Origin of the sequence: Pseudomonas sp. LG1D9, from assembly GCF_002949995.1 — a bacterium.
In the GTDB taxonomy this organism is placed as follows: Bacteria; Pseudomonadota; Gammaproteobacteria; order Pseudomonadales; family Pseudomonadaceae; genus Aquipseudomonas; species Aquipseudomonas proteolytica.
This window is the reverse complement of the sequence record NZ_CP026881.1, coordinates 5,328,689-5,352,791: the sequence shown is the minus strand read 5'-3', so window position 1 is coordinate 5,352,791 and position 24,103 is coordinate 5,328,689. Positions and strand designations below refer to the sequence as shown.

General features: G+C 62.4%; 23 protein-coding genes. 15 read left to right on the top strand and 8 right to left on the bottom strand.

What is annotated here, in order from left to right; genetic code table 11:
• Positions 1-56 precede the first annotated feature (56 nt).
• Both C5F71_RS24765 and C5F71_RS24760 read right to left on the bottom strand, forming a co-directional pair.
• Positions 57-1,478, bottom strand: a complete 1,422-nt coding sequence (locus C5F71_RS24765) for a cbb3-type cytochrome c oxidase subunit I (RefSeq protein WP_104912203.1) — start codon at positions 1,476-1,478, stop codon at positions 57-59.
• 3 nt (positions 1,479-1,481) lie between these two features.
• The gene (locus C5F71_RS24760) at positions 1,482-1,922 is read right to left on the bottom strand and encodes a cytochrome c (RefSeq protein WP_029294425.1); all 441 of its coding nucleotides are present in this window, start codon (positions 1,920-1,922) and stop codon (positions 1,482-1,484) included.
• A gap of 466 nt (positions 1,923-2,388) precedes the next feature.
• Here C5F71_RS24760 and C5F71_RS24755 point away from each other — a divergent pair, with 466 nt between their 5' ends.
• Positions 2,389-3,639, top strand: a complete 1,251-nt coding sequence (locus C5F71_RS24755) for a ribonucleotide-diphosphate reductase subunit beta (RefSeq protein WP_029294423.1) — start codon at positions 2,389-2,391, stop codon at positions 3,637-3,639.
• A 136-nt stretch (positions 3,640-3,775) separates the two neighbouring features.
• Here the strand turns inward: C5F71_RS24755 and C5F71_RS24750 are convergent, their stop codons facing one another.
• Together C5F71_RS24750 and C5F71_RS24745 are read right to left on the bottom strand one after the other, a co-directional pair.
• On the bottom strand, positions 3,776-4,075 hold the full coding sequence (locus C5F71_RS24750; protein WP_057441906.1) for a putative quinol monooxygenase: 300 nt from the start codon (positions 4,073-4,075) through the stop codon (positions 3,776-3,778).
• 83 nt (positions 4,076-4,158) lie between these two features.
• Positions 4,159-5,169, bottom strand: coding sequence for a zinc-binding alcohol dehydrogenase family protein (locus C5F71_RS24745; protein ID WP_029295136.1), 1,011 nt, complete (start codon positions 5,167-5,169; stop codon positions 4,159-4,161).
• Positions 5,170-5,281: 112 nt separating this feature from the next.
• On the opposite strand from C5F71_RS24745, the gene C5F71_RS24740 reads away from it, so the two are divergent.
• Together C5F71_RS24740 and C5F71_RS24735 are read left to right on the top strand one after the other, a co-directional pair.
• Positions 5,282-6,172: a LysR family transcriptional regulator gene (locus C5F71_RS24740; protein ID WP_070994943.1), complete on the top strand. Its 891-nt coding sequence runs from the start codon at positions 5,282-5,284 to the stop codon at positions 6,170-6,172.
• 34 nt (positions 6,173-6,206) lie between these two features.
• The gene (locus C5F71_RS24735; protein ID WP_029295134.1) at positions 6,207-6,695 is read left to right on the top strand and encodes a DUF1289 domain-containing protein; all 489 of its coding nucleotides are present in this window, start codon (positions 6,207-6,209) and stop codon (positions 6,693-6,695) included.
• A 161-nt stretch (positions 6,696-6,856) separates the two neighbouring features.
• Here C5F71_RS24735 and mdeB read toward each other — a convergent pair whose 3' ends face one another.
• Entirely contained in the window at positions 6,857-9,535 is a 2,679-nt protein-coding gene (gene mdeB / locus C5F71_RS24730) for an alpha-ketoglutarate dehydrogenase (RefSeq protein ID WP_104912202.1), read from the bottom strand.
• A 192-nt stretch (positions 9,536-9,727) separates the two neighbouring features.
• Between mdeB and C5F71_RS24725 the strand changes: the two genes are divergently transcribed.
• On the top strand, positions 9,728-10,666 hold the full coding sequence (locus C5F71_RS24725; protein WP_104912201.1) for a class I SAM-dependent methyltransferase: 939 nt from the start codon (positions 9,728-9,730) through the stop codon (positions 10,664-10,666).
• Positions 10,667-10,816: 150 nt separating this feature from the next.
• Positions 10,817-11,539: a phosphatidylcholine synthase gene (gene pcsA / locus C5F71_RS24720; RefSeq protein ID WP_029295130.1), complete on the top strand. Its 723-nt coding sequence runs from the start codon at positions 10,817-10,819 to the stop codon at positions 11,537-11,539.
• Positions 11,540-11,663: 124 nt separating this feature from the next.
• On the opposite strand, the gene C5F71_RS24715 is transcribed toward pcsA, so the two are convergent.
• Positions 11,664-12,449 carry a sulfite exporter TauE/SafE family protein gene (locus tag C5F71_RS24715; protein WP_029295128.1) on the bottom strand — a complete coding sequence of 262 codons (786 nt, stop codon included), beginning with the start codon at positions 12,447-12,449 and terminating at the stop codon, positions 11,664-11,666.
• Between the two features lie 203 nt (positions 12,450-12,652).
• Between C5F71_RS24715 and C5F71_RS24710 the strand changes: the two genes are divergently transcribed.
• From C5F71_RS24710 to C5F71_RS24685, 6 genes are all read left to right on the top strand, one after another.
• Positions 12,653-13,174, top strand: a complete 522-nt coding sequence (locus C5F71_RS24710; RefSeq protein ID WP_092236208.1) for a DUF3455 domain-containing protein — start codon at positions 12,653-12,655, stop codon at positions 13,172-13,174.
• A 90-nt stretch (positions 13,175-13,264) separates the two neighbouring features.
• Entirely contained in the window at positions 13,265-13,804 is a 540-nt protein-coding gene (locus tag C5F71_RS24705) for a sigma-70 family RNA polymerase sigma factor (protein ID WP_092236205.1), read from the top strand.
• Positions 13,801-14,493, top strand: a complete 693-nt coding sequence (locus tag C5F71_RS24700) for an anti-sigma factor domain-containing protein (protein WP_104912200.1) — start codon at positions 13,801-13,803, stop codon at positions 14,491-14,493. Before C5F71_RS24705 ends, C5F71_RS24700 begins: the two co-directional genes overlap by 4 nt.
• An 84-nt stretch (positions 14,494-14,577) precedes the next feature.
• Positions 14,578-15,135, top strand: coding sequence for a UPF0149 family protein (locus C5F71_RS24695; RefSeq protein ID WP_104912199.1), 558 nt, complete (start codon positions 14,578-14,580; stop codon positions 15,133-15,135).
• A gap of 102 nt (positions 15,136-15,237) precedes the next feature.
• Positions 15,238-16,494, top strand: a complete 1,257-nt coding sequence (locus C5F71_RS24690; RefSeq protein WP_070994949.1) for a 3-phosphoshikimate 1-carboxyvinyltransferase — start codon at positions 15,238-15,240, stop codon at positions 16,492-16,494.
• A 32-nt stretch (positions 16,495-16,526) separates the two neighbouring features.
• Positions 16,527-16,928 (top strand): hypothetical protein, encoded by a 402-nt coding sequence (locus tag C5F71_RS24685; RefSeq protein WP_092236192.1) that lies wholly within the window; start codon positions 16,527-16,529, stop codon positions 16,926-16,928.
• Between the two features lie 589 nt (positions 16,929-17,517).
• Here the strand turns inward: C5F71_RS24685 and C5F71_RS24680 are convergent.
• Positions 17,518-18,198, bottom strand: coding sequence for a GNAT family N-acetyltransferase (locus tag C5F71_RS24680; protein WP_104912198.1), 681 nt, complete (start codon positions 18,196-18,198; stop codon positions 17,518-17,520).
• 28 nt (positions 18,199-18,226) lie between these two features.
• On the bottom strand, positions 18,227-19,132 hold the full coding sequence (locus tag C5F71_RS24675; RefSeq protein ID WP_029295111.1) for a LysR family transcriptional regulator: 906 nt from the start codon (positions 19,130-19,132) through the stop codon (positions 18,227-18,229).
• A gap of 119 nt (positions 19,133-19,251) precedes the next feature.
• On the opposite strand from C5F71_RS24675, the gene C5F71_RS24670 reads away from it, so the two are divergent.
• The 4 genes from C5F71_RS24670 (at position 19,252) to C5F71_RS24655 (ending at position 24,042) form a co-directional block, all read left to right on the top strand.
• Positions 19,252-20,472: an MFS transporter gene (locus C5F71_RS24670; RefSeq protein WP_104912197.1), complete on the top strand. Its 1,221-nt coding sequence runs from the start codon at positions 19,252-19,254 to the stop codon at positions 20,470-20,472.
• A 54-nt stretch (positions 20,473-20,526) separates the two neighbouring features.
• On the top strand, positions 20,527-21,237 hold the full coding sequence (locus C5F71_RS24665; protein WP_029295107.1) for a FadR/GntR family transcriptional regulator: 711 nt from the start codon (positions 20,527-20,529) through the stop codon (positions 21,235-21,237).
• A gap of 110 nt (positions 21,238-21,347) precedes the next feature.
• Positions 21,348-22,541: an L-2-hydroxyglutarate oxidase gene (gene lhgO, locus C5F71_RS24660; protein ID WP_104912196.1), complete on the top strand. Its 1,194-nt coding sequence runs from the start codon at positions 21,348-21,350 to the stop codon at positions 22,539-22,541.
• A gap of 172 nt (positions 22,542-22,713) precedes the next feature.
• Positions 22,714-24,042, top strand: coding sequence for an MFS transporter (locus C5F71_RS24655; protein WP_029295104.1), 1,329 nt, complete (start codon positions 22,714-22,716; stop codon positions 24,040-24,042).
• The last annotated feature ends 61 nt before the right edge of the window (positions 24,043-24,103 follow it).

Sequence of the window (24,103 nt, the reverse complement as noted above, 5' to 3'; positions counted from 1 at the left end):
TAAAAACGGCCCGCACTACCTGCCGGGCCGCCCTCTTGGGGATTAACGTTGACCGCTCATGCAGTCACGGGGACGGCAGAGTCCAAGCCCTTGCCCCGCTGCCGGAAGCTCCACAGGTAGCAGAGCAGGCCCAGCAGGAACACCACGCCACTGGCCAGTCGGGCCCAGAACAATACGGTCAGGTGGTCCATGGTGGCCATGAACGGCAGTGCCACACCGTCTACCTGCCAGCGCTGCAACCAGACTTGCACGGCACCGGCCGCCGTCAGGAACAGGGTGATCATCACCATCGACAGAACCATCATCCAGAAGCCCCAGATCTCCAAGGTCTGCGAGCGTGCATCCGGCGCTTCACCGATACCGCGCAGGCGGGGCATGGCGTAGCTGATCAGGGTCATGACGATCATGGCGTAGGCGCCGAAGAACGCCAGGTGGCCGTGGGCAGCGGTCAATTGGGTACCGTGGGTGTAGAAGTTGACCGGTGCCAGGGTGTGCAGGAAGCCCCAGACCCCGGCGCCGAAGAACGCCGTGACCGTGGTGCCCTTGGCCCACAACGTGGCCGCCCGGTTCGGGTGCTGGCGCCGGCGCTGTTTGACCATGGTGAAGGCAAACATCACCATCGCCAGGAATGGCAGCGGCTCCAGGGCCGAGAAGATCGAGCCAACCCACAACCACACCTCGGGCGCGCCGATCCAGAAGAAGTGGTGACCGGTGCCGATGATCCCGGTGATCAGGGCCATGGCGATGATCACGTACAGCCATTTCTCCACGACCTCACGGTCGACACCGGTGACTTTGATCAGTACGAAAGCCAGCATCGAGCCCATGATCAGCTCCCACACGCCTTCGACCCAAAGATGCACCACCCACCACCAGTAGAACTTGTCCCGTGCCAGGTTGCCGGGGTTGTAGAACGAGAACAGGAAGAACACCACCAGGCCGATCAGCCCGGTCATCATCACCATGCTCACCGTGGTCTTGCGACCTTTGAGCAGGGTCATGCCGATGTTGTACAAAAAGCCCAGGCACACCACCACGATCCCCATCTTGGTGATGGTCGGCTGCTCCAGAAACTCACGGCCCATGGTCGGCAGCAGTTCGTTGTGGGTCAGCTTGGCCAGGGCCGCATAAGGCACCAGCAAGTAACCGAGGATGGTCAACACACCCGCCACGGCGAATACCCAGAACAGCAGGATTGCCAGCTTGGGGCTGTGCAACTCGCGGTCGGCTTCTTCCGGTACCAGGTAGTAAGCGGCGCCCATGAAGCCGAACAGCAGCCACACGATCAGCAGGTTGGTATGGACCATGCGGGCCACGTTGAAGGGGATCAACGGGAACAGAAAGTCGCCGACCACGTATTGCAGGCCCATGATCAAACCGAACAGCACCTGGCCCAGGAACAGGATCAGGGCGAACACAAAGTAGGGTTTGGCCACGGCCTGGGATTGGAATTTCAGATATGGATTGACAGTACGCATCCCTCAGCCCTCCTTGTTTGGCGGCCAGCCGTTGGTGTTGATCTTCGAGCTCCACTTGAGGAACTCGGCCATATCGTCCACCTCTTGGTCGCTGAGGTTGAATTGCGGCATCGCGCGCCGGCCGGGAACGCCCAACGGTTGCATCTTCATCCAGGCATGCAGGAACGGCTTGAACGCTTCCTCGCCGCCACGGCGGTTGAACACATTGCCCAGTTCCGGCGCAAAGTACGCGCCCTCGCCCAGCAGAGTGTGGCAGCCGACACAGTTGTTGCGCTCCCAGACGCCCTTGCCGCGCACCACTGATTCGGTGAGTAGCTCCTGATTGCTGCGAGAGGGAAAGGTTTGTTCGGTGTGGTAGGTCAGGGCCAGGAATATCAGGAAGAAGAACACGCTTCCTCCGAAGTAGATATTCCTGGCCATGCCCTTGGTGAAGGTCTCTGACATGGTCGCTTCCTCATTGCTTGGCGGGGACCATGATAGAAAGCCGGGGGGTAAAACCTGCTTGATGGCGATCAAGAAATGCCGATGGTTTTGGTCGGGTATTGGGTGGGCGGTTGGCTACAGACGGTTTTTTTGCATGATCGCTCAAGCCTAAGCCCCCTGTGTGCGGGCTTGCTCGCGAAAGCGGTGGTTCAGTCAGCCATCTCCGGAGGCTGGTGAACCGCTATCGCAGGCAAGCCAGCTCCCACATTGACCTTAGGCGCCCCATCCAGCCACCCAGGCGTTATGGCTGAACCTGCGCCAGGCAGTGACCGAAAACCGCATATCTTGTGCGTTGACCATATTTCCTACACACCATATAGTGTGCCCACCCAGGAAGCCGACCACTACATAGTGTGCGAAGCCGGTAATTATCGAATTTTCTGGACGGTTTCATACGCCGTCAGAACAGACCAGGAAGGAGTATTTCATGCTGAGTTGGGATGAAGTCGACAACGAAGACACCGGCACCGCCGTGATCCGCGGCGCCAACGCCGGCCATGCCACCGAAGCCAACATGGACCGCCTCGACGGTGCCGGCGCCGCCGCTGCCATCGAAGCCCGCGCCGTGACCGCCAATGACTCCGCCGCCATCGTGCGGGCCAAGGCTGCCCTGGACAAACTCGACGTTGCCGAAGGCCTGGCCGAGCTCGAAGGCGCTTCCGCCCGTGTCGCTGTCGACGAAAAGCGCATGATCAACTGCCGCGCCGACCTCAACCAACTCGTGCCGTTCAAGTACGACTGGGCCTGGCAGAAGTACCTCGACGGCTGCGCCAACCACTGGATGCCGCAAGAGGTCAACATGACCGCCGACATCGCCCTGTGGAAAAACCCCGAAGGCCTGACCGACGACGAACGTCGCATCGTGATGCGCAACCTGGGTTTCTTCTCCACCGCCGATTCGCTGGTGGCCAACAACCTGGTCCTGGCCGTGTACCGCCTGATCACCAACCCGGAGTGCCGCCAGTACATCCTGCGCCAGGCCTTCGAAGAGGCGATCCACACCCACGCCTACCAGTACTGCATCGAATCGCTGGCCATGGATGAAGGCGAGATCTTCAACATGTACCACGAGATCCCATCGGTCGCTAAAAAAGCCGCCTGGGGCCTGAAGTACACCCGTTCGATCTCCGATCCGAAGTTCGAAACCGGCACCGTTGACACCGACAAGGAACTGCTGCGCAACCTGGTCGCCTACTACTGCGTGCTGGAAGGCATCTTCTTCTACTGCGGCTTCACCCAGATCCTGTCCATGGGCCGTCGCAACAAAATGACCGGCGTGGCCGAGCAGTTCCAATACATCCTGCGCGATGAGTCGATGCACCTGAACTTCGGCATCGATGTGATCAACCAGATCAAAATCGAAAACCCACACCTGTGGGATACCGAGATGAAGGAAGAAGCGACCCAGATGATCCTGCAAGGGACCCAACTGGAGATCGAATACGCACGCGACACCATGCCGCGCGGCGTGCTGGGCATGAACGCAGCGATGATGGAGGACTACCTCAAGTTCATCGCCAACCGTCGCCTGTCGCAGATCGGCTTGAAGGAAGAATACCCAGGCACCACCAACCCGTTCCCGTGGATGAGCGAGATCATGGACTTGAAGAAAGAGAAGAACTTCTTCGAGACCCGCGTGATCGAGTATCAAACTGGCGGGGCGTTGAGCTGGGATTGATCGCCCCACACCTCCTGTAGGAGCGAGCTTGCTCGCGAAGATCGTCAACGATAACCCAGGCACCCCGGATAAACGCGGCGCCTAGGCGTTTTTCGCGAGCAAGCTCGCTCCTACAAGTCAGTTGCGGTGTATGGCCTCAGTTGGACACTTGCTCAAGGAAGATCAGTTTCAGCGGTTCCTGGAGCAAGTCGTCTGCCGTGGCGGCAAAGCGCTGGAAGTACGGCATCGCAAAATGCGCATCGAGGGCCGCCTGGTTCTTGAACGCTTCACGCATATAGAACGTGCCGGGCTCGTCACGCAGTTCGAACAGCACGTAGTCCAGGTTGCCTGGCTCGGTGCGGGTCGGTTCGACCAAGGCCAGCAGGCCGGCCTTGAGCGCTTGTTCCTGGCCCGGTTTGGCCTTGAGTACGGCGATGGATATCAACGGTTTGGTCATGCTGGCGACTCCATTGGTAGGTTGGCTGGCGCAGCCGGCAAGCATTACGCACAGCGATAAGCCCAGGGCTTTGATCAGGGTGTTCATTGGAAATCTTCAAGCACAATCTTGCCCCGCGCCTTGCCGCTTTCCACCAGGGCATGGGCGCTGCGCATGTTGGCCGCGTTGATCGCACCAAAATGCGCGCCGAGGGTGGTGTGCAACACCCCCTGGTCAATCAGTTGGGCCACGCGGTTGAGCAGATGGTGTTGCTGGATCATGTCCGCCGTTTCAAACAGCGAGCGGGTGAACATCAGTTCCCAGTGCAAGGACAGGGATTTGAGCTTGAGTGGCATGACATCCAGGCTGGCCGGATCGTCGATCAACCCCAGCCGCCCTTGGGGGCGCAGCACTTCTACCAGTTGCGGCAGATACTCCTCGGTATGGGTGAGGCTGGCGACATGGCTGACCCCATCAACCCCCAGTGCCTTGAGCTGGGCGAGCATGGGCCGGCGATGGTCGATCACGTGATGGGCTCCCATACGCTGGACCCACTCGATGGTCTCGGGCCGCGAGGCGGTGCCGATCACGGTCATGCGGGTGAGTTGGCGGGCCAGTTGCACCAGGATCGAACCCACCCCACCAGCGGCACCGACCACCAACAGCACCTCGCCCTCGCCGCCGCCTTCGGTCACGCCAAGGCGATCGAACAGCAACTCCCAGGCAGTGATCGAAGTCAGCGGCAAGGCGGCGGCGTGGGCCGCATCCACTGTGCGCGGCCGGTGACCGACGATGCGCTCATCAACCACCTGGAATTCGCTGTAGCTGCCGGAACGGATCAGGGAGCCTGCGTAGTACACCGCGTCGCCCGGTTTGAACAGGGTGACGTCGGCGCCCACCTGGCGCACGATGCCCGCCGCATCCCAACCGAGGATTTTCGGCTCCTTGGCGAAAGTGCCGGCGCGCACCTTGGTATCGACCGGGTTGACCGCCACGGCCTGCACTTCTACCAGCAGGTCCCGGGGGCCTGGCTGGGGAGCATCGATGTTCACGTCGATCAGCGAGCGCGGGTCGTCAATGGGCAGGCCATGTTGGGTAAAGGAGATTGCTTTCATGGGAACTCACGGTTGATGAGGGGCGATGGCCCTCGATGGCTTATATCTTTACCGTTCCCAGCGCGAAGAAAAATCGACAAAATGCAGCAACACTTTCATCCCTGGAGTGAAAATGATCCGCATCGATGATCTTGGGCTGTTCCTGCGCAGCGCCGCCCTGGGCAGCTTCACCGCCGCTGCGGTTGAGGCCAATCTGTTGCCGGGGCAAGTCGCCGCAGCCATCAAGCGCCTGGAGCGGGAACTGCAGGTGCGTCTGTTTACCCGCACCACCCGCAGCCTGCGGTTGAGTGCCGAGGGCGAACAGTACCTGCCCACCGCCCGTGGCGTGCTGGAGCAGCTGGCCCTGGGCCGCGAACGCTTGCGCGGCGATGACGCGCCGTTGCAGGGCACATTGCAGGTCGCCGCGCCTTCGGACCTGGGGCGCAATATCCTGCTGCCGATGCTCACCGAGTTCCGCCGCCTACACCCTGAGCTGACCTTGCGCTTGCTGGTATCGGATCAGGTCACCAACCTGTTTCGCGACCCGGTGGACGTGGCCCTGCGCTATGGCTGGAACGAGGATGCCAACTACATCGCCCTGCCCTTGGCGCCCTGGAATCGCCGGGTGCTGGTGGCATCGCCCGACTACGTGGCGCGCCACGGCGCCCCCGCATCGGTCAACGACCTGACACGCCACCCGTGCCTGCTGTACCTGCAAAACGGCCGTCTGCATGACCGCTGGGAACTGGGCGAGCAGACCGTGCAGGTTGCCGGCCCCTTGTTCAGTGACGACGCCGACGTGGTGCGGCGCTGGGCGGTGGCGGGTGAAGGCATCGCCTACAAATGCTGGCTGGACGTGTACGCCGATGTGCAGGCCGAGCGTTTGGTGGTGCTGTTGCCCGAGGTTCCCGGTGATGTGTACCCCTTGAGTTTCGCCTGCCCCCACCGTGGGCAGATGTCACGGGCAGTCACCCAGTTGTATCAGTGGTTGAACCAGCAGTTCAGCGCCCTGGAGCGCCGATGAACCCTTTTGTCGTGGATTAGGAAAGACGCGGTTTATGCCAAATCAAACCATCAAGACGCCGTGCGTCGGCCTGTGCTCCACCGTGTATGGCGACCTGGTGTGCCGTGGCTGCAAGCGTTATCACCATGAAGTCATTCAGTGGAACGGTTATAGCGCCGAGGAAAAACAAGCGGTCTGGTTGCGCCTCGAACAGTTGCTGGTGCAGGTCATGGCCAGCAAGCTGCAAGTGCTGGATGCCCCGCGCCTGCGCCAGCAGTTGGAAGCGCGCAAGATCCGCTTTATGCCGCACCAGTCACCTTACTGCTGGGCCTATCAGTTGATTGCCCGCGGTGCGCGGGTGATTTCCAGGCTCGATGCCTATGGCCTGGCGCTGCTGCCGGAGTTTCGTGAGCGGCACCTGGCGGATTTGCGCGATGCGATTGATCGGGAGTTTTTCCTGTTGTCGGAGGCGCATTACCAGCGCTACATCGCGCCGCAGTTTTTGCATGAGGCATTTGGGCCGGCGTTGATTGCCACGCTCTAGAACACACCGAAAAACCCTGTGGGAGCTGGCTTGTGTGGGAGCGGGCTTGCTCGCGAAGGCGGTGGGTCAGTTGGTGCATAGATGACTGACCCGCCGCCTTCGCGAGCAAGCCCGCTCCCACAAAAGCTGCTCCCACATTTGTGCCTCGTTTAGCTTGAGGGTCAGTGGGTCCAGGACGCCCCGCGCTCGGTGTGCAGGCCGTAGCGGTCGATGGCCTGCTGGCACACCTGCGCCTGCATGCTGCCTTGTTCCACCAAGGCCGCCAGCGCGGCAAGGACGATGTGGTGACGGTCCACCTCGAAGAAGTCGCGCAACGCCGCACGGGTGTCGCTACGCCCGAACCCATCAGTCCCCAGCACGGTGTAGCTCGACCCCAGGTACGAGCCGATCATCTGTGGCACTGCACGCACATAGTCCGACACCGCAACCACTGGCGCGCCTTGGGGCAGGCAGGTCGCCAGGTGGCTGTGCCGTGGGCTTTGCAGCGGATGCAGGCGATTGTAGCGCTCCACCTCCCGCGCTTCGCGGGCCAGTTCGCTGAAACTGGTCACGCTGAACACCTCGCTGTCGATCTGCCAATCGTCAGCCAGTAACTGCGCGGCAGCCTGGGCCTCGCGCACCAGGGTACCCGAGCCGAGCAGGCGCACCTTGGCGCCGGCATTGCCGTCGAGGCGGTACATGCCCTTGATGATCGCGGCTTCGACACCCGCCGGCAGGCTCGGCTGCGGGTAGTTTTCGTTCATCAGGGTCACGTAGTAGAACTCGTCGACATCGTGCTCAAGCATCTGGCGCATGCCGTGGTCGAGAATCACCGCAAACTCGCCGGCGAATGCCGGGTCGTAGGCGCGGCAGTTGGGCACGGTCGCAGCCATCAAGTGGCTGCTGCCGTCCTGGTGCTGCAAGCCCTCGCCGCCCAAGGTGGTACGCCCCGCCGTGGCACCGAGCAGAAAGCCGCGGGCGCGCTGGTCGGCGGCGGCCCAGATCAGGTCGCCCACGCGCTGGAAACCGAACATCGAGTAGTAGATGTAGAACGGCAGCATGCGCAAGCCATGCACCGAATAACTAGTGGCCGCCGCGACCCAGGAGCTGATCGCGCTGGCCTCGCTGATGCCTTCTTCCAGGATTTGCCCGTCGGTGGCTTCGCGATAGCTGAGGATCGAACCGATATCTTCCGGCTCGTAGCGCTGGCCGACACTGGAATAAATACCGATCTGCTTGAACAGGTTGGCCATGCCAAACGTGCGCGCCTCGTCGGCGACAATCGGTACGATCCGCGGGCCCAGGGCCTTGTCCTTGAGCAGGTTGCTGAGCATGCGCACAAAGGCCATGGTGGTGGACATTTCCTTGCCTTCGGCCTGGGTGGCGAAACCGGCGTAGCCACTCACGGGCGGAACGGGTACCGGCTCGGCGCTCTGGCTGCGGCTGGGCACATAGCCGCCGAGGGCAGCACGGCGCTGGTGCAGGTAGCGCATCTCCAGGCTGTCGGCGGCGGGTTTGTAGAAGCTCAGGGATTCGGTCTGCTCGTCGGTCAAGGGCAACTGGAAGCGGTTGCGAAAGCCGATCAACGCCTCGCGGTCGAGTTTTTTCTGCTGATGGGTGGTCATCTTGCCCTGGCCGGCCTCGCCCATGCCGAAGCCTTTCTTGGTCTGGGCCAGGATCACCGTAGGGCGTCCCTTGACCCGCCGCGCAGCATGGTAGGCGGCATGGATTTTCAGCATGTCGTGGCCGCCGCGCTTGAGGCGGTCGATCTGCTCATCACTCAAGCCCGCCGCCAGCTTGGCCAGGGATTCACTCTGGCCGAAGAAATGCTCACGGTTGTAGGCACCGTCCTTGGCGGCAAAGGTCTGGAACTGCCCGTCCACGGTCTGGGACAAGGTGCGCACCAACGCACCGTCTTCATCCTTGGCCAGCAAGGCGTCCCAGTCCGAACCCCAGACCAGCTTGATCACGTTCCAGCCGGCACCGGCAAACAATGCTTCCAGTTCGTCGATGATTCGCCCGTTGCCGCGCACCGGGCCATCGAGGCGTTGCAGGTTGCAGTTGACCACCCAGGTCAGGTTGTCCAGGCCTTCGCGAGCGGCCAGGGTCAGGGCCGACATGCTTTCCGGCTCGTCCATCTCGCCGTCGCCGAACACGCCCCAGACGTGCCGGTCGGTGGTGTCCTGCAAGCCGCGATGGTGCAGGTAGCGCATAAAGCGCGCCTGGAAAATCGAGCTGATCGGGCCGATGCCCATGGAGCCAGTGGGGAACTGCCAGAAGTCCGGCATCAACCACGGATGCGGATAGCTGGACAGGCCACGGGCGCCCGCCTTGACGGCGCCCAGCTCCTGGCGGTAATGGGCCAGGTCCTGCTCGCTCAAGCGGCCTTCAAGAAACGCCCGCGCATAGATGCCGGGCGCGGAATGCGGCTGGTAGAACACCAGGTCGCCGCCCTCGTTGTTGTGGCGCGCACGGAAGAAATGGTTGAAACCCACTTCGAACAAGTCCGCCGCGCTGGCATAGCTGGCGATATGGCCACCCAGTTCGCCATAGGCCTGGTTGGCCCGTACCACCATGGCCAGGGCATTCCAGCGGACCAGCGAGGCCAGGCGTTCTTCGGTGGCCAGGTCGCCGGGAAAGTGGGGCTGTTGATCCACGTCGATACTGTTGATGTACGGCGTGCCATGGCGCGGCTTCCAACCGATGGCCGGGGTGTTGCCGGCGTCGGCCAGCATATCGAGGATCTCCCGCGCGCGCTCAGGGCCGGCGTGGCGTACCAGGGATGCCAGGGCGTCGCGCCACTCGGTGAGCTCCTGCTGGTCAATGGCTGTTTGATTGACTGTCTTTACGAAACCGTTCATGGGCACCTCCGAGCTGTTTTTTCCAGTTTATGTCTGCCCAAAAGGATTTTTTGACTGTTCTGGATAGGTTGCTGGGCGATTTGCAGCACAAAATGCTTAAACACAGCCAATTAAAAGCACGTTGTGCTTCAACCACCTGAAACACCGCAATTGTGTTTAAAATGCCGCCCGTTTAATGATCGACGCTGCCCGATGACCCCTGACGCCCTCGCCCTGCTCCACACCCATTTGCTCGCCGCCCTGCGCGACGTACCTGCAGAAACCCGGCGCCTGTTCCACGGCCGGGGCCGCTGCTGGCCGGGCCTGGAACAACTGACCGTGGATTGGCTGCAAGGCGTGGTGCTGGTCTCGGTGTTCAAGGAGCCCGAGGCGCCGCAACTGGATGCCTTGCAGCAATTGCTGCGCAACCTCTGCACCAGCGACGAATGGCAGCAGGCCGGCGCCCACACCCTGGCGTTGCAACATCGCTATCTGCCGCAAAGCACCACCGAATGGTTGTGGGGGCAGATGGTCGAGGAGCTGACCATCACCGAAGGCGGCCTGCTGTATCGCATCGACCTGGGCAAAAAACAGAACAGTGGGCTGTTCCTGGATATGCGCTACGGCCGCAATTGGGTCCGCGAACACGCCAGTGGCCTGCGGGTGCTGAACCTGTTTGCCTATACCTGCGGGTTTTCCGTGGCCGCCATCGAGGGCGGGGCCGAGCATGTGGTCAACCTGGATATGGCCCGTGGCGCCCTGAGCCGGGGCCGCGACAATCACCGGCTCAATGGCCATGACCTGGGCAAGGTGAGTTTTCTGGGGCACGACTTGTTCAAGTCATGGGCCAAGGTCACCGGCAACGGTCCCTATGACTTGGTGATCATCGATCCGCCGTCCTTCCAGAAAGGCAGCTTCCTGTTGACCAAGGACTATCAGCGCGTACTGCGCCGCCTGCCAGATTTGCTGACGCCCCAGGGCACAGTATTGGCCTGCATGAACGACCCGGCGTTTGGCGAAGACTTCCTGATCGAGGGCGTGACCCGCGAAGCGCCAGGGCTGCGGTTTGAGCAGCGCCTGGCAAACCCGCCGGAATTTCCCGATATCGACCCGCAAAGCGGCTTGAAGGCCCTGGTGTTCCGTCAGGGCTGATGCCGAATCCGTCAACGCTTGCTACGCTAAACCTAACGCCGTGGTGGTGAACCTTATCCCCACCTTTCCGGTCGATACCTGCATCCCTTGGCCAGATTCGACGCTCAATCGCCGTCGGCTGCCGTGTTTCACCTTTTGGAGAACGCCCCTGTGATATCGACCCTGCATGTAGCCAGACTCAAAGCCTGGGGCGCCCATGGTTTTACCGCCACCGGCGTGGTGCTGGCCTTCCTCGCGACGCTGGCGCTGCTGGAGAACCAACCCAAGGCCTGCCTGCTGTGGCTGGGCCTGGCATTGATTGTAGATGGCGTGGATGGGTCGCTGGCGCGACGGGTCAATGTGCAGACCGTGCTGCCAAGCTTTGATGGCTCGGTGCTGGACCTGGTGATCGACTACCTGACGTATGTGTTTATCCCGGCGCTGTTTATCTACCGCTATATCGACCTGCCGGACTTCACCCACCTGTTCACCGTCTCGGTGATCCTGGTGTCGTCGCTGTTCTGCTTCTGCAACGTCAACATGAAGAGCAAGGACAACTACTTCCAGGGCTTCCCCGCTGCCTGGAACGTGGTGGCGCTGTGTGTCTACATCATTGACCCGGACGCCTGGATCACCCTGGCCACGGTGATTGGCCTGGCGCTGCTGACAGTGACCCCGATGAAGTTCCTGCACCCCTTCCGGGTCAAGCGCTTTATGCCGATCAACATTGCGGTGACCACGGTGTGGCTGCTGTGCAGCCTGTTGCTGGTGATCGACCAGCCGTATACCAACAAGCTGACCATGGGCCTGTGGTTGTTGATGTCGGCGTACTTCCTGGGGATTTGTATCTGGCGCACAGCGGTGGAGTGGTTGGATAAATCGCGTAAGGCATAAGGCTTATCGTGGCAAGCGGACTTGTTGTGGGAAGCGGGTTTGTTGTGGCGAGCGGGCTTGCCCCGCGCTGGGCTGCGCAGCAGCCCCCTCTCCACAACAGCACCACTGCCACAACATACCGCAGTCAGAACGCCAGCTTGAAACCAATCAACCCCAGCATCACCGCCAGGCACGGGCGCAGCAGTTCATCCGGCACCCGGCCTGACATATGGCTGCCAACGTAGATCCCCGGCAGCGACCCCATCAGCAAGAACCCCAACAAATGCCAGTCCATGTTACCCATGCTCGCATGCCCTAGGCCTGCGACCAGGGTCAGCGGTACGGCGTGGGCGATTTCGGTGCCCACCAGGCGCTTGGTGGCCAGGAACGGATACAGGATAAACAACGCCACGGTCCCCAGCGCGCCCGCACCAATGGAGGTCAGGGCGACCATGGTGCCGAGGATCGCGCCGGTGAAGACTGTCAGCCCGTTGAGGTTGCGCGGGCTCATATGGTAGTTGTCGCCCGCATGGTGCTGGGCAAAGGCCAACAGTTTTTTCTTGAACAGAATCGCCAGGGCCGTGAGCAGCAGTACCACGCCCAGGGCCTGCTTGATTACCTCGTTCATCGCGCTGGGATCGGTGTGCAGACTCTTGAGGAACCACAGCGTCAACAATACTGCCGGCACGCTGCCCAGGGTCAGCCAGCCGGTGATGGTCCAGTCGATGTTCTTGTTCTTGCCATGCACCAGCACCCCACCGGACTTGGTGATGGCCGCATACAGCAAGTCGGTGCCCACCGCCGTGGCGGGGTTGATGCCGAACCACAACAGGATCGGGGTCATGAGCGACCCGCCACCCACGCCGGTCATGCCGACGATAAAACCAACGATCAGGCCTGCCACTACAAAACCAAAATTACCCACATCCATTACAACTACCTGCGGCCTTATAAAATTCTGGCGGCAGCATAGCGATTTTTCTTATAACGACTTATATCAATACGATCTGACTTTATTCCTTTTACGTCTCATGGATTTATTTGTCGCGCCGTGCATCCAGTCAGCCGTGCCGTGAGTAGTACAGGTAGTAGCCATAACGCTGCTCTGCTGTTCACCCCTACGGAGAGACACCGATGAACACTAAACCCCTGCTCTGCCTGACCTGCCTGCTGCTCGCGGCGCCCGCGGCCTTTGCCCAGACCAGCCTGCCCGACAGCATCAAGGTGCCGGACGGCCACAAGGTGACCATGGAAACCACCGGTGTCGGCGAAATCACCTACGAGTGCCGCGACAAGGCCAACGCTGCCGGCCAGACCGAATGGGTCTTCGTCGGCCCCAAGGCAGTGCTCAATGATCGCAGCGGCAAGCAGGTCGGCACCTACTTCGGCCCGCCCGCCACCTGGCAGGCCCAGGACGGTTCGAAAGTCACCGGCACGCAATTGGCCGTGGCGCCGTCCAGCGCGGGCAACCTGCCCTATCAACTGGTCAAGGCCAACCCGGCCGAAGGCAAGGGTGCAATGAACGGGGTCAGCTATATCCAGCGCGTCGCGCTCAAGGGTGGCGTGGCGCCAAGTGCCGAATGCAGTACCGCCAACAAAGGCCAGCAAGAAGTGGTGAAGTACCAGGCGGATTACATCTTCTGGGCGGCCAAATGATGCGCCTGGCAAAAAAAGTCGTCTAAGCTGCTGCGCTAGCACCCCGGCCAATCGCGGCCGGGGCTTGACCCTCAAAGGCGGCCCCACTCCTTGCCCGAACCTCTCTTTGACTATGAAGCCTGCCTGTTGGCCTGCGCCCGCGGCGAACAGCAAGCCTTGCGTCAGTTGTACGAACAGGATTGCGCCCGGCTGCTCGGCGTGGCCAAGCGCATTGCGCGGGATACGGCCCTGGCGGAGGACATCGTGCATGAGGCGTTTATCAATATCTGGAACGGCGCCGGCGGTTTCGACCCGCGTAGGGGTTCGGCCCGTGGCTGGGTGTATAGCGTGACCCGGCATCTGGCGCTCAACGTCATGCGCAAAAAGGGCCGCGAAGTTGCGCTCAGTGATGAGCATGAACAGACCTTGGCGGCTGAACCCAGCACCGAGCATTTCGAATACCGTGCCCGTAGCGGCAAGGTTTACCAGTGCCTGGAACACCTGGAACCGGCGCGTCGCAGTTGCATCCTGCATGCGTATGTCGACGGCCTGTCCCACAGTGAAATCGCACAGAAACTGGGCACCCCGCTGGGGACTGTCAAAGCCTGGATCAAACGCAGCCTCGCGGCATTGCGTGAGTGCATGGCATGACCCCCGAAGAATTGAACGACCTGGCCGGCGAATACGTATTGGGCACCCTGGCGGCCGAGCAACGCCTGCACGTGCAGCAACGCCTGGAACACGATGCGCCCTTGCGCGCGGCGGTGGAGGCCTGGGAACAGCGCTTGTTGCCGCTGACCGAGCTGGCCGCGCCGGTGGCTCCTTCACCCTACCTGTGGCGGCGCATTGAACGCAGCCTGGGCCATCACGCCGTGGGCGACACGCCGCCGGTGCCCTGGTGGAACCTGCTCGCGCTGTGGCGTGGCCTGGCCGGTGCCGGCTTGCTGGCCAGTTTGGTGCTGGCATCGCTGCTGCTGACCCGCCCCGCCGCCATCAACCCGACAGCCTACGTGGTGGTGCTGACGGCGCCACAAAGCCAGGCCCCAGGCTGGGTAATCCAGGCCAGCAACGATCAGCAAATCCAGTTGATCCCCCTGGGCGTCATGCAGATACCGGCGGACAAGGCACTGGAGTTCTGGACCAAGGGTGATGACTGGCAAGGCCCGGTTTCCCTCGGGCTGGTCAAACCGGGGCAGAGCCTGTCGATCCCCCTGGACAAGCTGCCGCCGCTGGCGCCAAACCAGTTGTTCGAGATGACCCTGGAAGGCCCCAATGGCTCGCCGACCGGTAAGCCAACCGGGCCGATCCAGGCGATTGGCCGGGCGGTGAAGGTGATCTAGCACTGGATTAAAACGCCGACTCGCGCCATCCTCCGCGTTTTACGCCGCCTTATCTGCGGCGCTTGACGCTCAAAGGATATTTTCATGCACGACCCAGCCCTCGCCCCTGCCGATTTCGAGTTCATCAAAGACATTCTGCTCAAGTACGGCGACGACAACTCGGTACTGAACCTGGCCGAGTTCGATGGCTACTTCACCGCCCTGGTGTCCGGCCCGGCGCCGGTGGATGTTGCCATCTGGTTCCCGGCCATCTGGGGCGACCAGATCCCGGCATGGGAAAGCAAGGCCGAACTGGAGCAGTTCATCGACCTGTGCACACGTCATCTCACTGGCATCGCCCAGCAGTTGGCCAGCGACGCCCAGGGTTTTCGGGCGCGCTTCGAACAAACCGAACACCAGGGCCTGCCGCTGACCCTCGCCGAGGAATGGTGCTTTGGCTATATCCGTGGCGCCGCGATCAGCCAATGGCCAGCCCTGCCGGCCGAGCAGGCAGCGCAGTTGGAAACCATCTCCTGGTGCGCCGAGCAGGACAACTTCCAATTGCCGGCCGACCTAGATGTGGCCGCCCATCAACAACAGGTGGCCCGCATCGAACCGGCGGCCAGGGCCTTGCATGCCTATTGGTTGAGCCTGCGCGGTTAAACCTGCGCCATGATTTGACCCTAGCGTGCCGGATGGTCGATTATTCGTCTCCGCCAGCCGGCCACTCCCAGCCACCGCGCCTTGAATCAGGAGCCTTGTACCTTGAGTTCGCAGAAAACCGTGACCGTGACACCGCCCAACTTTCCATTGCACGGCAAGGTAGCGCCTCCCGGCTCCAAATCCATTACCAATCGCGCCCTGCTGCTGGCAGCCCTGGCCAAGGGCACCAGCCGCCTGAGCGGCGCGTTGAAAAGCGACGACACCCGGCATATGTCTGTGGCCTTGCGCCAGATGGGCGTGACCATCGATGAGCCGGATGACGTGACCTTTGTTGTCACCGGCCATGGCAAGCTGCAGTTGCCGGCGCAACCGCTGTTCCTCGGCAACGCCGGCACCGCGATGCGCTTTCTCACAGCCGCCGTGGCGACCGTGGAAGGCACCGTGGTACTGGACGGCGACGAGTACATGCAAAAGCGCCCCATCGGCCCGCTACTGACGACCCTGAACCACAATGGCATCAAGGTTGAAAGCCCCACCGGCTGCCCGCCTGTGACCGTGCACGGCACTGGCCGCGTGCAGGCCAAGCGCTTCGAGATCGATGGCGGCCTGTCCAGCCAATACGTCTCGGCACTGCTGATGCTTGCCGCCTGTGGCGAAGCGCCGATCGAAGTGGCGTTGACCGGCAAAGACATCGGCGCCCGTGGTTACGTCGACCTGACCCTGGACTGCATGCGCGCGTTTGGCGCCCAGGTGGACGTGGTCAACGACAGCACCTGGCGCGTGGCCCCTACCGGCTACATCGCCCATGATTACCTGATCGAACCCGACGCGTCTGCCGCCACCTACTTGTGGGCTGCCGAAGTGCTGACCGGCGGCAGCATCGACCTGGGCGTCGCCGCACAGGATTTCACCCAACCCGACGCCAAGGCCCAGGCCGTGATCGCGCAATTCCCGCAGATGCCGGCCACGGTGGTCGGCTCGCAGATGCAGGACGCCATCCCGACCCTGGCGGTGCTGGCGGCGTTCAACAACACCCCGGTGCGCTTCACCGAACTGGCCAACCTGCGCGTCAAGGAATGCGACCGCGTCCAGGCCCTGCATGACGGCCTCAACGAGATCCGCCCGGGCCTGGCGACCATTATCGGTGATGACTTGCTGGTGGCCAGCGATCCAGCGTTGGCGGGCACGGCCTGCACCGCGCTGATCGACACCCACGCCGACCACCGCATCGCCATGTGCTTTGCCCTGGCGGGCCTGAAAGTCTCGGGCATCCGGATCCAGGACCCGGACTGCGTGGGCAAGACCTATCCTGAGTACTGGAACGCCCTGGGCAGCCTGGGCGTGCAACTGACCTACTGAGCCGTCAGCACCAGCGTGGGGAGGGAGTGATCATGACAATTCGCCAACCCTGCCCACCTGCTGTGTGTGATTGCGCGCGCGAGCAATTGCTCGATGCGCCCGGTACCGACCAGCGCATCCTGCAATTGACCCGCCAGGAAGAAAAAAAACTGCTCGAACGCCTGGAAAACCTGCAAAGCCTGGCAGACCTGGAACGCATGCAACACTTGATGCACCAGCAATTGGGCATCCGCGTGCACATCGCCCCAGGGCATACCGAAGTCAAAAGCATGCGCGGGATCCAGATCGTGATCGATGAACTGCCGGGGCTGTGCCGCAAGACGCGGCAGTCGATTCCGGCAGCGATTCGCAAAGGGCTGGAGAAACGGCCGGAGATTGCGTACCGGTTGCTCGATGCCCATGACCTTTTCCGCGACAGCCCGCCTTTGTTGTAACCGACCGGCTTTATCTTGCCCTGGGGGCAATTGTGGTTATGGACACGGTCGTGGCGAGGGGGCTTGCCGGAACGCCGTATCGCCCCCGTTGGGCTGCGCAGCAGCCCCAAAACCTGCCATCTCGGTGTGTCTGGCGGAGCATGGTGAGGCGGTTGGGGTGGCTTCGCCACCCAGCGCGGGGCAAGCCCGCTCGCCACATAAAGCCAGTAGTCACACAGTAGGCTTGAGGGGCTGCAAGTTCCCTGTGGCGAGGGGGCACCCCCGTTGGGCTGCGCAGCAGCCCCAAAACCTGCCACCTCGGTGTGTCTGACGGAGCATGGTGAGGCTGTTGGGGTGGCTTCGCCACCCAGCGCGGGGCAAGCCCGCTCGCCACATAAAGCCAGTAGTCACACAGTAGGCTCGAGGGGGCTGCAAGCCCCCTGTGGCGAGGGGGCTTGTCCCCCGTTGGGCTGCGCAGCAGCCCCAAAACCTACCACCTCGGTGTGTCTGACGGAGCATGGTGAGGCTGTTGGGGTGGCTTCGCCACCCAGCGCGGGGCAAGCCCGCTCGCCACATAAAGCCAGCGGTCCACAGTAAGTTCGAAGCCCAGTCAGGCCAAGCGGCTCTGTACGAATAGCCGGGCCTTGCGGGTCATCTGGTCGAAATGCCGGTCGCGCTGTTTCTCGGCATCGATCATCGCGCGCTTGCCGTGTTTCTGTAGCAGGTAGGTGTGGATTTGCCGCACTTCCAGCGAGCTATAGATCGATGCCACATCCAACACGCCCATCAGGCCATCGGTGCTGTAGTCGCGTGTATTCATCAACACCTGAGTCCCGCGCACGCCGCGCACCTGGAAGCCCATGGATTCAAAGGCCGGGACTTTTTCCACGGTGCAGGTCAATTCGCCATGGGGGTAACGGCTGAGCATCTCATCCATCATCGCCCGCGCCACGCCCTGGCGGCGGTGGCTGGCATGCACGGCCATATAGGCCACGCCGCAGGCCTCGGGATCGTCCTTGACCGGCAGGTACAGCAAGAAGCCGATGACCTTGGCCGGATCCTGCTCATCGGTCGCCACAATCAGCTCGACCGCAATGCCCTTGGCCCCACCCAGCGCCTCCAGGTACAGGTGCACTTCGTAGCCGATTGCATACTGGTAGATGTTGTACAGCAGGTTGCTCGGCGGTAAGGCGACCGAGCTGATATCGGTCAGGTAGTCGACCACCATCTGCAAGATCTGGCTGTTGACGGGCTCGGGGCATGGGCTGGTGTAGTGGGTAAGGGTGAACATCGAATTCCTGTTTCCTGGTATTTCGCAATCAAGGCAGCGGGGATTGTACCTGTTCTGCGCCACACACCTGGCGCAAACAGCCGCGCAACCAACGATGCGCGAGGTCGGCATCCAGCCGTGGATGCCAGAGCATCGCCACGCTGAACGGCGGCACCTCGACCGGCAGGGCAAAGCTGAACAGGCCCTCACGCAGGCCGCTGGTATAGCGCTCGGGAACGCTGGCGATCAGGTCGGTCCGTTGCGCCAGGGCCACGGCCGTAGAGAACCCGGTGACGATAGTTGCCACGTCTCGCGTCAGGTCCAAGGCCTCAAGTGCGTGGTCGATCTGCCCACGTTCGCGCCCGCGCCGAGACACGTAGATATGCCGGCCGGCGGCGTAGCGCGTGGTGGTGATGGGGCCTTGGCTTAATGGGTGGCCGGCGCGCACCACACCGATAAAGCGGTCGCGAAACAGCAACTGGGTGAGGACTTCGGGGTGGGCGCTGCTATCGACGACGCCGGTTTCCAGGTCCACGCTGCTGTCGCGCAGCGGCGCACCGGGCTTATGCACAAAGTGCAGGCGCACGCCGGGTGCCTGCTCGGCCACATGGGCGATCAGCGCAGGACCGAAACTTTCGACGAACCCTTCGCTGGTGCGCAGCACGAAGGTCCGCACCAGGCCCTTGAGGTCCAGGACCTGCCGCGGACGCAGCAGCGCTTCGGCCTCCTGCACCAGTTGGCCGACCCGTTCGCGCAGTTCCAGGGCCCGGGGCGTCGGCACCAGGCCGCGTCCGGCACGCACCAGCAGCGGATCGCCGGTGGTTTCACGCAGCCGCGCCAACGCACGGCTCATGGCTGAGGGGCTCAGGCCCAGGCGTTGGGCGGCACGGGCGACGCTGCCTTCGGCCAACAGCACGTCCAGGGTGATCAGCAGGTTGAAGTCAGGCAGCGACACGGCGGCAATCCTTATCAGGCGTTTGACGCACACATAGAGTGCAACTGATGCGTCTTCCGCCATGTTAGGCGACAGCCTAGAGTGCGGGCAACGACCACGGTGCAGAACAAGGAAACCCCATGACATCCCCTCCCCCACGCGGCGCGCTCGCCGGTTTGTCGCTGTGCATGCTCCTGGCTTCGCTGGGCACCAGCATTGCCAATGTCGGCCTGCCGCAAATGGCCGAGGCCTTTGCGGCAGGCTTTGCGGCGGTGCAGTGGGTGGTGCTGAGCTATTTGCTGGCAATCACTGCTGTGCTGGTGAGTGTCGGTCGCCTGGGGGATCGCTTCGGCCATCGCCGCCTGCTGTTGGCCGGCGTGCTGGTCTTCGCGGTGGCCTGTGCCCTGTGCAGTGCCGCGCCCTCCCTTGGCGTGCTGGTCGCGGCGCGGGCGCTGCAAGGGTTTGGCGCGGCGATCATGCTGGCAATGACCATGGCACTGGTCGCGGCCACCGTCCCCAAAGCGCAGACCGGTCGCGTCATGGGTTTGCTGGGGACGCTGTCGGCGGTGGGCACTGGCCTGGGGCCGGCCATCGGCGGCGCACTGATTGCGGCGTCTGGCTGGCGTGCGCTGTTTCTGGTGATGCTGCCGTTGGCCGCCCTCGCTTTTGTGCTGGTGCAACGCACACAGGCCGACAGAGACCCGCAACCAGCGGGTGCGGCCCGCTTGAGTGTCTTCGCGACACTCCATGACCGGGCCCTGGGCGCCGGGCTGGGCATGAGTACGCTGGTGGCCGCGGTGATGATGACCACCCTGGTCGCCGGGCCGTTTTACTTGAGCCATGGCATAGGACTCGATCCCGCGCAGATGGGCCTGGCGATGGCGGTAGGTCCGTGTATCGCGGCGCTGGCGGGCATACCGGCCGGGCGCCTGACCGACCGCTGCGGCAGCTACGCCACCACGCTGGGCGGCCTGCTGTGCATGCTGGCCGGCTGCCTGGTGCTGGCGTTGATGCCTCTGGGCGTCACGGGTTACATCGGTGCGCTGGGGATCCTCACCTTGGGCTACGCGCAATTCCAGGCGGCCAACAACACGGCGGTAATGGGCAATGTGCCGGCGGATCGACGCGGGACGATTGCCGGCTGGCTAAACCTGTCGCGCAACCTGGGCTTGATTGTCGGCGCGTGGGCGCTGGGTGCGGTGTTTGCCTGGGGCATGGGCGATGTCCATTCGGCGCTGCCCGCAGCGGTTGGCCGAGGGTTTCGCCTAGCGTTCTGGGTCGCCTCGGGGCTGGTCGCACTGGCTCTGCTGCTGGCCTGCGCGCGCCGGGTGAAAACGCTGCAGGCCAGCACAGCGCCTTGACAAGGGAAAATCGTAACAGCTATTGTCTGACAACCTGATCACCTAGGTTTTGCCATGCTTGAGCTCCAGCGTCCAGATTCCCTCGTCGTGCGTGTAGTCAGCGCCATACGGGCCGAGATTGACTCCGGACAACTGGCGCCCGAGTCGCGCCTGCCGACCGAGCAGCAACTGGCCGAACAGTTGAATGTCAGCCGTTCGGTGGTGCGCGAGGCGATTGCCCAGCTCAAGGCCGATGGGGTACTGACCGCCCGGCGTGGCCTGGGCTCGTTTATTTCGCAGACCCCGGCCGGTACGGTGTTCCGCTTTCCAGAAAAGAACGGCCGGCGCCCTGACCTCGCGCAAATGTTCGAAGTGCGCTTGTGGATCGAAACCCAGGCAGCCTCCATTGCCGCCCAACGCCGTGACGCAGGCGACCTGCAGCGCATGAAGCGGGCCCTGCAGGAAATGCACGACAAGCGCGCAGACTTTGAAGCCGCTGCCCTCGCCGACGTGGAGTTTCACCGCGCCATCGCCGACGCCAGCAAAAACGAATACTTCGTCGCCTTCCACGACTTTTTGCGCAGCCAGTTGGCCAGCGCGCGCAAGACCGCCTGGGAAAACTCGGCCTCGCGCTTTGCCAGCGGCTCGGCCGATGCCACCCAGGAACACCAGGCGCTGTACCAGGCCATTGTCGACGCCGACCCACAAGGCGCCGCCGCTGCCGCCGAAGCGCATTTGCGTGCTGCCGCCAAACGCCTGCAACTGGAGCTGCCCGCGACCCACTGATCGCCCCATACCGATAAAGCGTGCCTGCGGGCGCGCCGTTTTTTTAACAAGAACATTAGTCTGACAACCTGATAAGCAGACTGAAATGTATTGATTTAGGTAGCCCCCACATGATTTATGACTTTTGCATCATCGGCGGCGGCATTGTCGGCCTGGCCACCGCGATGGAGCTGCTCAAGCGCCAGCCCAACGCATCACTGGTGATCCTGGAAAAGGAACCAGTGCTGGCCAAGCACCAGACCGGCCATAACAGCGGCGTGATCCATGCCGGCATCTACTACGCACCCGGCAGCCTCAAGGCCGACCTGTGCAAGCGCGGCGCCGAGGCCACCAAACAGTTCTGCCGCGAACATGGGATCAAGTTCGAGGTGTGCGGCAAGTTGCTGGTGGCCTCCACGGCCCTGGAAGTGCAGCGCATGGAAGCGCTGTATGCGCGCTCGCAACTCAACGGGATGAAAGTCGAACGCCTGGACGCCGAGCAACTGCGCGCCCGCGAGCCGAATATCGTCGGCCTGGGCGGGTTGTTCCTCGATGCCACCGGGATCGTCGACTACCGCCAGGTCTGCGAAACCATGGCCGAAGTGATTCGTCGCAATGGCGGTGAGATCTGCCTGGAAAAAACCGTCACCGCGATTGCCGAAGACACCGACAAAGTCACCGTCAACACCCTCGATGGCGCCTGGCAGGCACGGCACCTGGTGGTGTGCGCCGGCCTGCAATCGGACCGCCTGGCGACCCTGGCCGGGATTGATATCGACCACCAGATCATCCCGTTCCGTGGCGAGTATTTCCGCTTGCCGGCGTCGAAGAACAACATCGTCAACCACTTGATCTACCCGATCCCCGACCCTGAACTGCCGTTCCTGGGGGTGCACCTGACCCGCATGATCGATGGCAGCGTCACCGTCGGCCCCAATGCCGTATTGGGCCTGGGTCGGGAAAACTACAAGAAGTTTTCCGTCAACTGGAAGGATGTGGCCGAGTACGCGCGCTTCCCCGGCTTCTGGAAAACCATCTGGCAGAACCTCGGCTCCGGCAGCGTGGAAATGAAGAACTCGTTGTTCAAGTCCGGCTACCTGGAGCAGTGCCGCAAGTATTGCCCATCCCTGGAACTCGACGATCTGCTGCCCTACGAAGCCGGGATCCGCGCCCAGGCGGTGATGCGTGACGGCACTTTGGTACACGACTTTCTGTTCGCCCAGACGCCGCGCATGTTGCACGTGTGCAACGCGCCGTCACCGGCGGCCACCTCTGCCATTCCGATTGGCGAAATGATCGCCGACCGCATGTTCACCCCCAACTGAATACCCCCTGTGGGAGCTGTCTCGCCCCGCGAGGCTGCGATGACGGCGGCACAGGCAAGAAAAATATCGCCTGACCCACCGCTATCGCAGCCCCGCCAAGGCTCGACAGCTCCCACAGTTGAACGCGTTCGCAACACCCTAATAAATATAATGACTGAGAAGGAAGTACAGCATGACGGCAAAAGCCCATAACCCCGCCACGGTGGAAACCCCGGCACAAACCAAGAAACGCCTGCGCAAGGTCGCTGCCGCCACCATCTTCGGCTCGATGCTGGAGTGGTATGACTTCTACCTCTACGCGACCATGGCGGCGATTGTCTTTTCAAAGATCTTCTTTGATAACAGTGACCCGAAGACCGCGACCCTGATGGCGTTTTCCACCTTCGCCATCGGTTTTATCGCCCGCCCCTTCGGCGGCATTCTGTTCGGCTACCTGGGCGACAAGTTCGGCCGCAAACATGTGCTGGTGCTGACCTTCTGCATGATGGGCGTGTGCACCACGCTGATCGGCCTGATCCCCAGCTACGCCTCGATTGGCATCTGGGCGCCGATCATTCTGGTGTTTATCCGCATCATCCAGGGCCTGGGCGCCGGCGCCGAGTTGTCGGGCGCGGCGGTCACTTCCTACGAGCATGCTTCAGAAGGCAAGCGCGGCAGCCAGGGTGCCTGGCCGGCGCTGGGCTTGAACCTCGGCCTGCTGCTGTCATCGCTGACCGTGTACCTGCTGACCATCAATGGCAATGAGTTCCTGCTGGCCGGCGGCTGGCGTATCCCGTTCATCTGCAGCATCGCCCTGGTGGGTGTGGGCCTGTGGGTACGTAACAGCATCCCGGAAACCCCGGAGTTCAAGGAGTTGAGCCAGGAGCCGGCCAAGGCCAAGGTCTCGCCGCTCAAGGCGCTGTTCAAGAACGACCTCAAGGGCCTGGCGGTGGTGTTCTTCGTGGCTATTGGCTACAACGCCCTGAGCTACATCTTCAAGACCTTCTCCCTGGCCTACCTCACCCAGTTCAAGGGTGTCGACGTGCATGTCACGTCGCTTTCGGTGACCATTGCCAGCCTGGTCGCCATTGTCGCCGTGCCGTGCTTCGGCTGGCTGTGCGACAAATGGAGCAGCAAATCGGTACTGGTGCTGGGCGGCGTGCTGTCGCTGCTGTTCGCCTACCCGTTCCTGGCGCTGCTGAACACCGGTGAAAGCCTGATGATCTACCTGGCCATCGGGATCGGCACCGGGATCCTCGCGCCGATGATGTTCGCCCCCCAAGGTTCGTTCCTCAGCCGCCAGTTCCCGACCCAGACTCGCTCTTCGGGCTTTGGTACCGGGCGTGAAATCGGTACGGCCATCGCCGGTGGCTTGGCGCCGCTGGGTGCCTTGTCGATGGTGGCCGCTTCGACCACGCACTCGACGGACGGTGTGGTGATCATCCTCGCTATCGCCTCGGTGCTGGTGGTGGTGTTTGCCCTGTGTGACCAGGGCCGCAAGCACTCGGCATTCAAGAACTGAGGGCAAAATGTTGCCCAAGGGGTGCATCTGCGCCCCTTGATCGCGCATCATGGGCACTTTC

Excerpts from the sequence above, each read along its gene's own strand:
- C5F71_RS24670 (WP_104912197.1), top strand. The coding sequence starts at position 19,252 with ATGACATCCCCTCCCCCACGCGGCGCGCTCGCCGGTTTGTCGCTGTGC.
- lhgO (WP_104912196.1), top strand. The coding sequence starts at position 21,348 with ATGATTTATGACTTTTGCATCATCGGCGGCGGCATTGTCGGCCTGGCC.
- C5F71_RS24725 (WP_104912201.1), top strand. The coding sequence starts at position 9,728 with ATGACCCCTGACGCCCTCGCCCTGCTCCACACCCATTTGCTCGCCGCC.
- C5F71_RS24765 (WP_104912203.1), bottom strand. The coding sequence starts at position 1,478 with ATGCGTACTGTCAATCCATATCTGAAATTCCAATCCCAGGCCGTGGCC.
- C5F71_RS24665 (WP_029295107.1), top strand. The coding sequence starts at position 20,527 with ATGCTTGAGCTCCAGCGTCCAGATTCCCTCGTCGTGCGTGTAGTCAGC.
- mdeB (WP_104912202.1), bottom strand. The coding sequence starts at position 9,535 with ATGAACGGTTTCGTAAAGACAGTCAATCAAACAGCCATTGACCAGCAG.
- C5F71_RS24715 (WP_029295128.1), bottom strand. The coding sequence starts at position 12,449 with ATGGATGTGGGTAATTTTGGTTTTGTAGTGGCAGGCCTGATCGTTGGT.
- C5F71_RS24680 (WP_104912198.1), bottom strand. The coding sequence starts at position 18,198 with ATGTTCACCCTTACCCACTACACCAGCCCATGCCCCGAGCCCGTCAAC.
- C5F71_RS24700 (WP_104912200.1), top strand. The coding sequence starts at position 13,801 with ATGACCCCCGAAGAATTGAACGACCTGGCCGGCGAATACGTATTGGGC.
- C5F71_RS24745 (WP_029295136.1), bottom strand. The coding sequence starts at position 5,169 with ATGAAAGCAATCTCCTTTACCCAACATGGCCTGCCCATTGACGACCCG.
- C5F71_RS24685 (WP_092236192.1), top strand. The coding sequence starts at position 16,527 with ATGACAATTCGCCAACCCTGCCCACCTGCTGTGTGTGATTGCGCGCGC.
- C5F71_RS24755 (WP_029294423.1), top strand. The coding sequence starts at position 2,389 with ATGCTGAGTTGGGATGAAGTCGACAACGAAGACACCGGCACCGCCGTG.
- C5F71_RS24750 (WP_057441906.1), bottom strand. The coding sequence starts at position 4,075 with ATGACCAAACCGTTGATATCCATCGCCGTACTCAAGGCCAAACCGGGC.
- C5F71_RS24760 (WP_029294425.1), bottom strand. The coding sequence starts at position 1,922 with ATGTCAGAGACCTTCACCAAGGGCATGGCCAGGAATATCTACTTCGGA.
- C5F71_RS24655 (WP_029295104.1), top strand. The coding sequence starts at position 22,714 with ATGACGGCAAAAGCCCATAACCCCGCCACGGTGGAAACCCCGGCACAA.
- C5F71_RS24695 (WP_104912199.1), top strand. The coding sequence starts at position 14,578 with ATGCACGACCCAGCCCTCGCCCCTGCCGATTTCGAGTTCATCAAAGAC.
- C5F71_RS24740 (WP_070994943.1), top strand. The coding sequence starts at position 5,282 with ATGATCCGCATCGATGATCTTGGGCTGTTCCTGCGCAGCGCCGCCCTG.
- C5F71_RS24735 (WP_029295134.1), top strand. The coding sequence starts at position 6,207 with ATGCCAAATCAAACCATCAAGACGCCGTGCGTCGGCCTGTGCTCCACC.
- C5F71_RS24710 (WP_092236208.1), top strand. The coding sequence starts at position 12,653 with ATGAACACTAAACCCCTGCTCTGCCTGACCTGCCTGCTGCTCGCGGCG.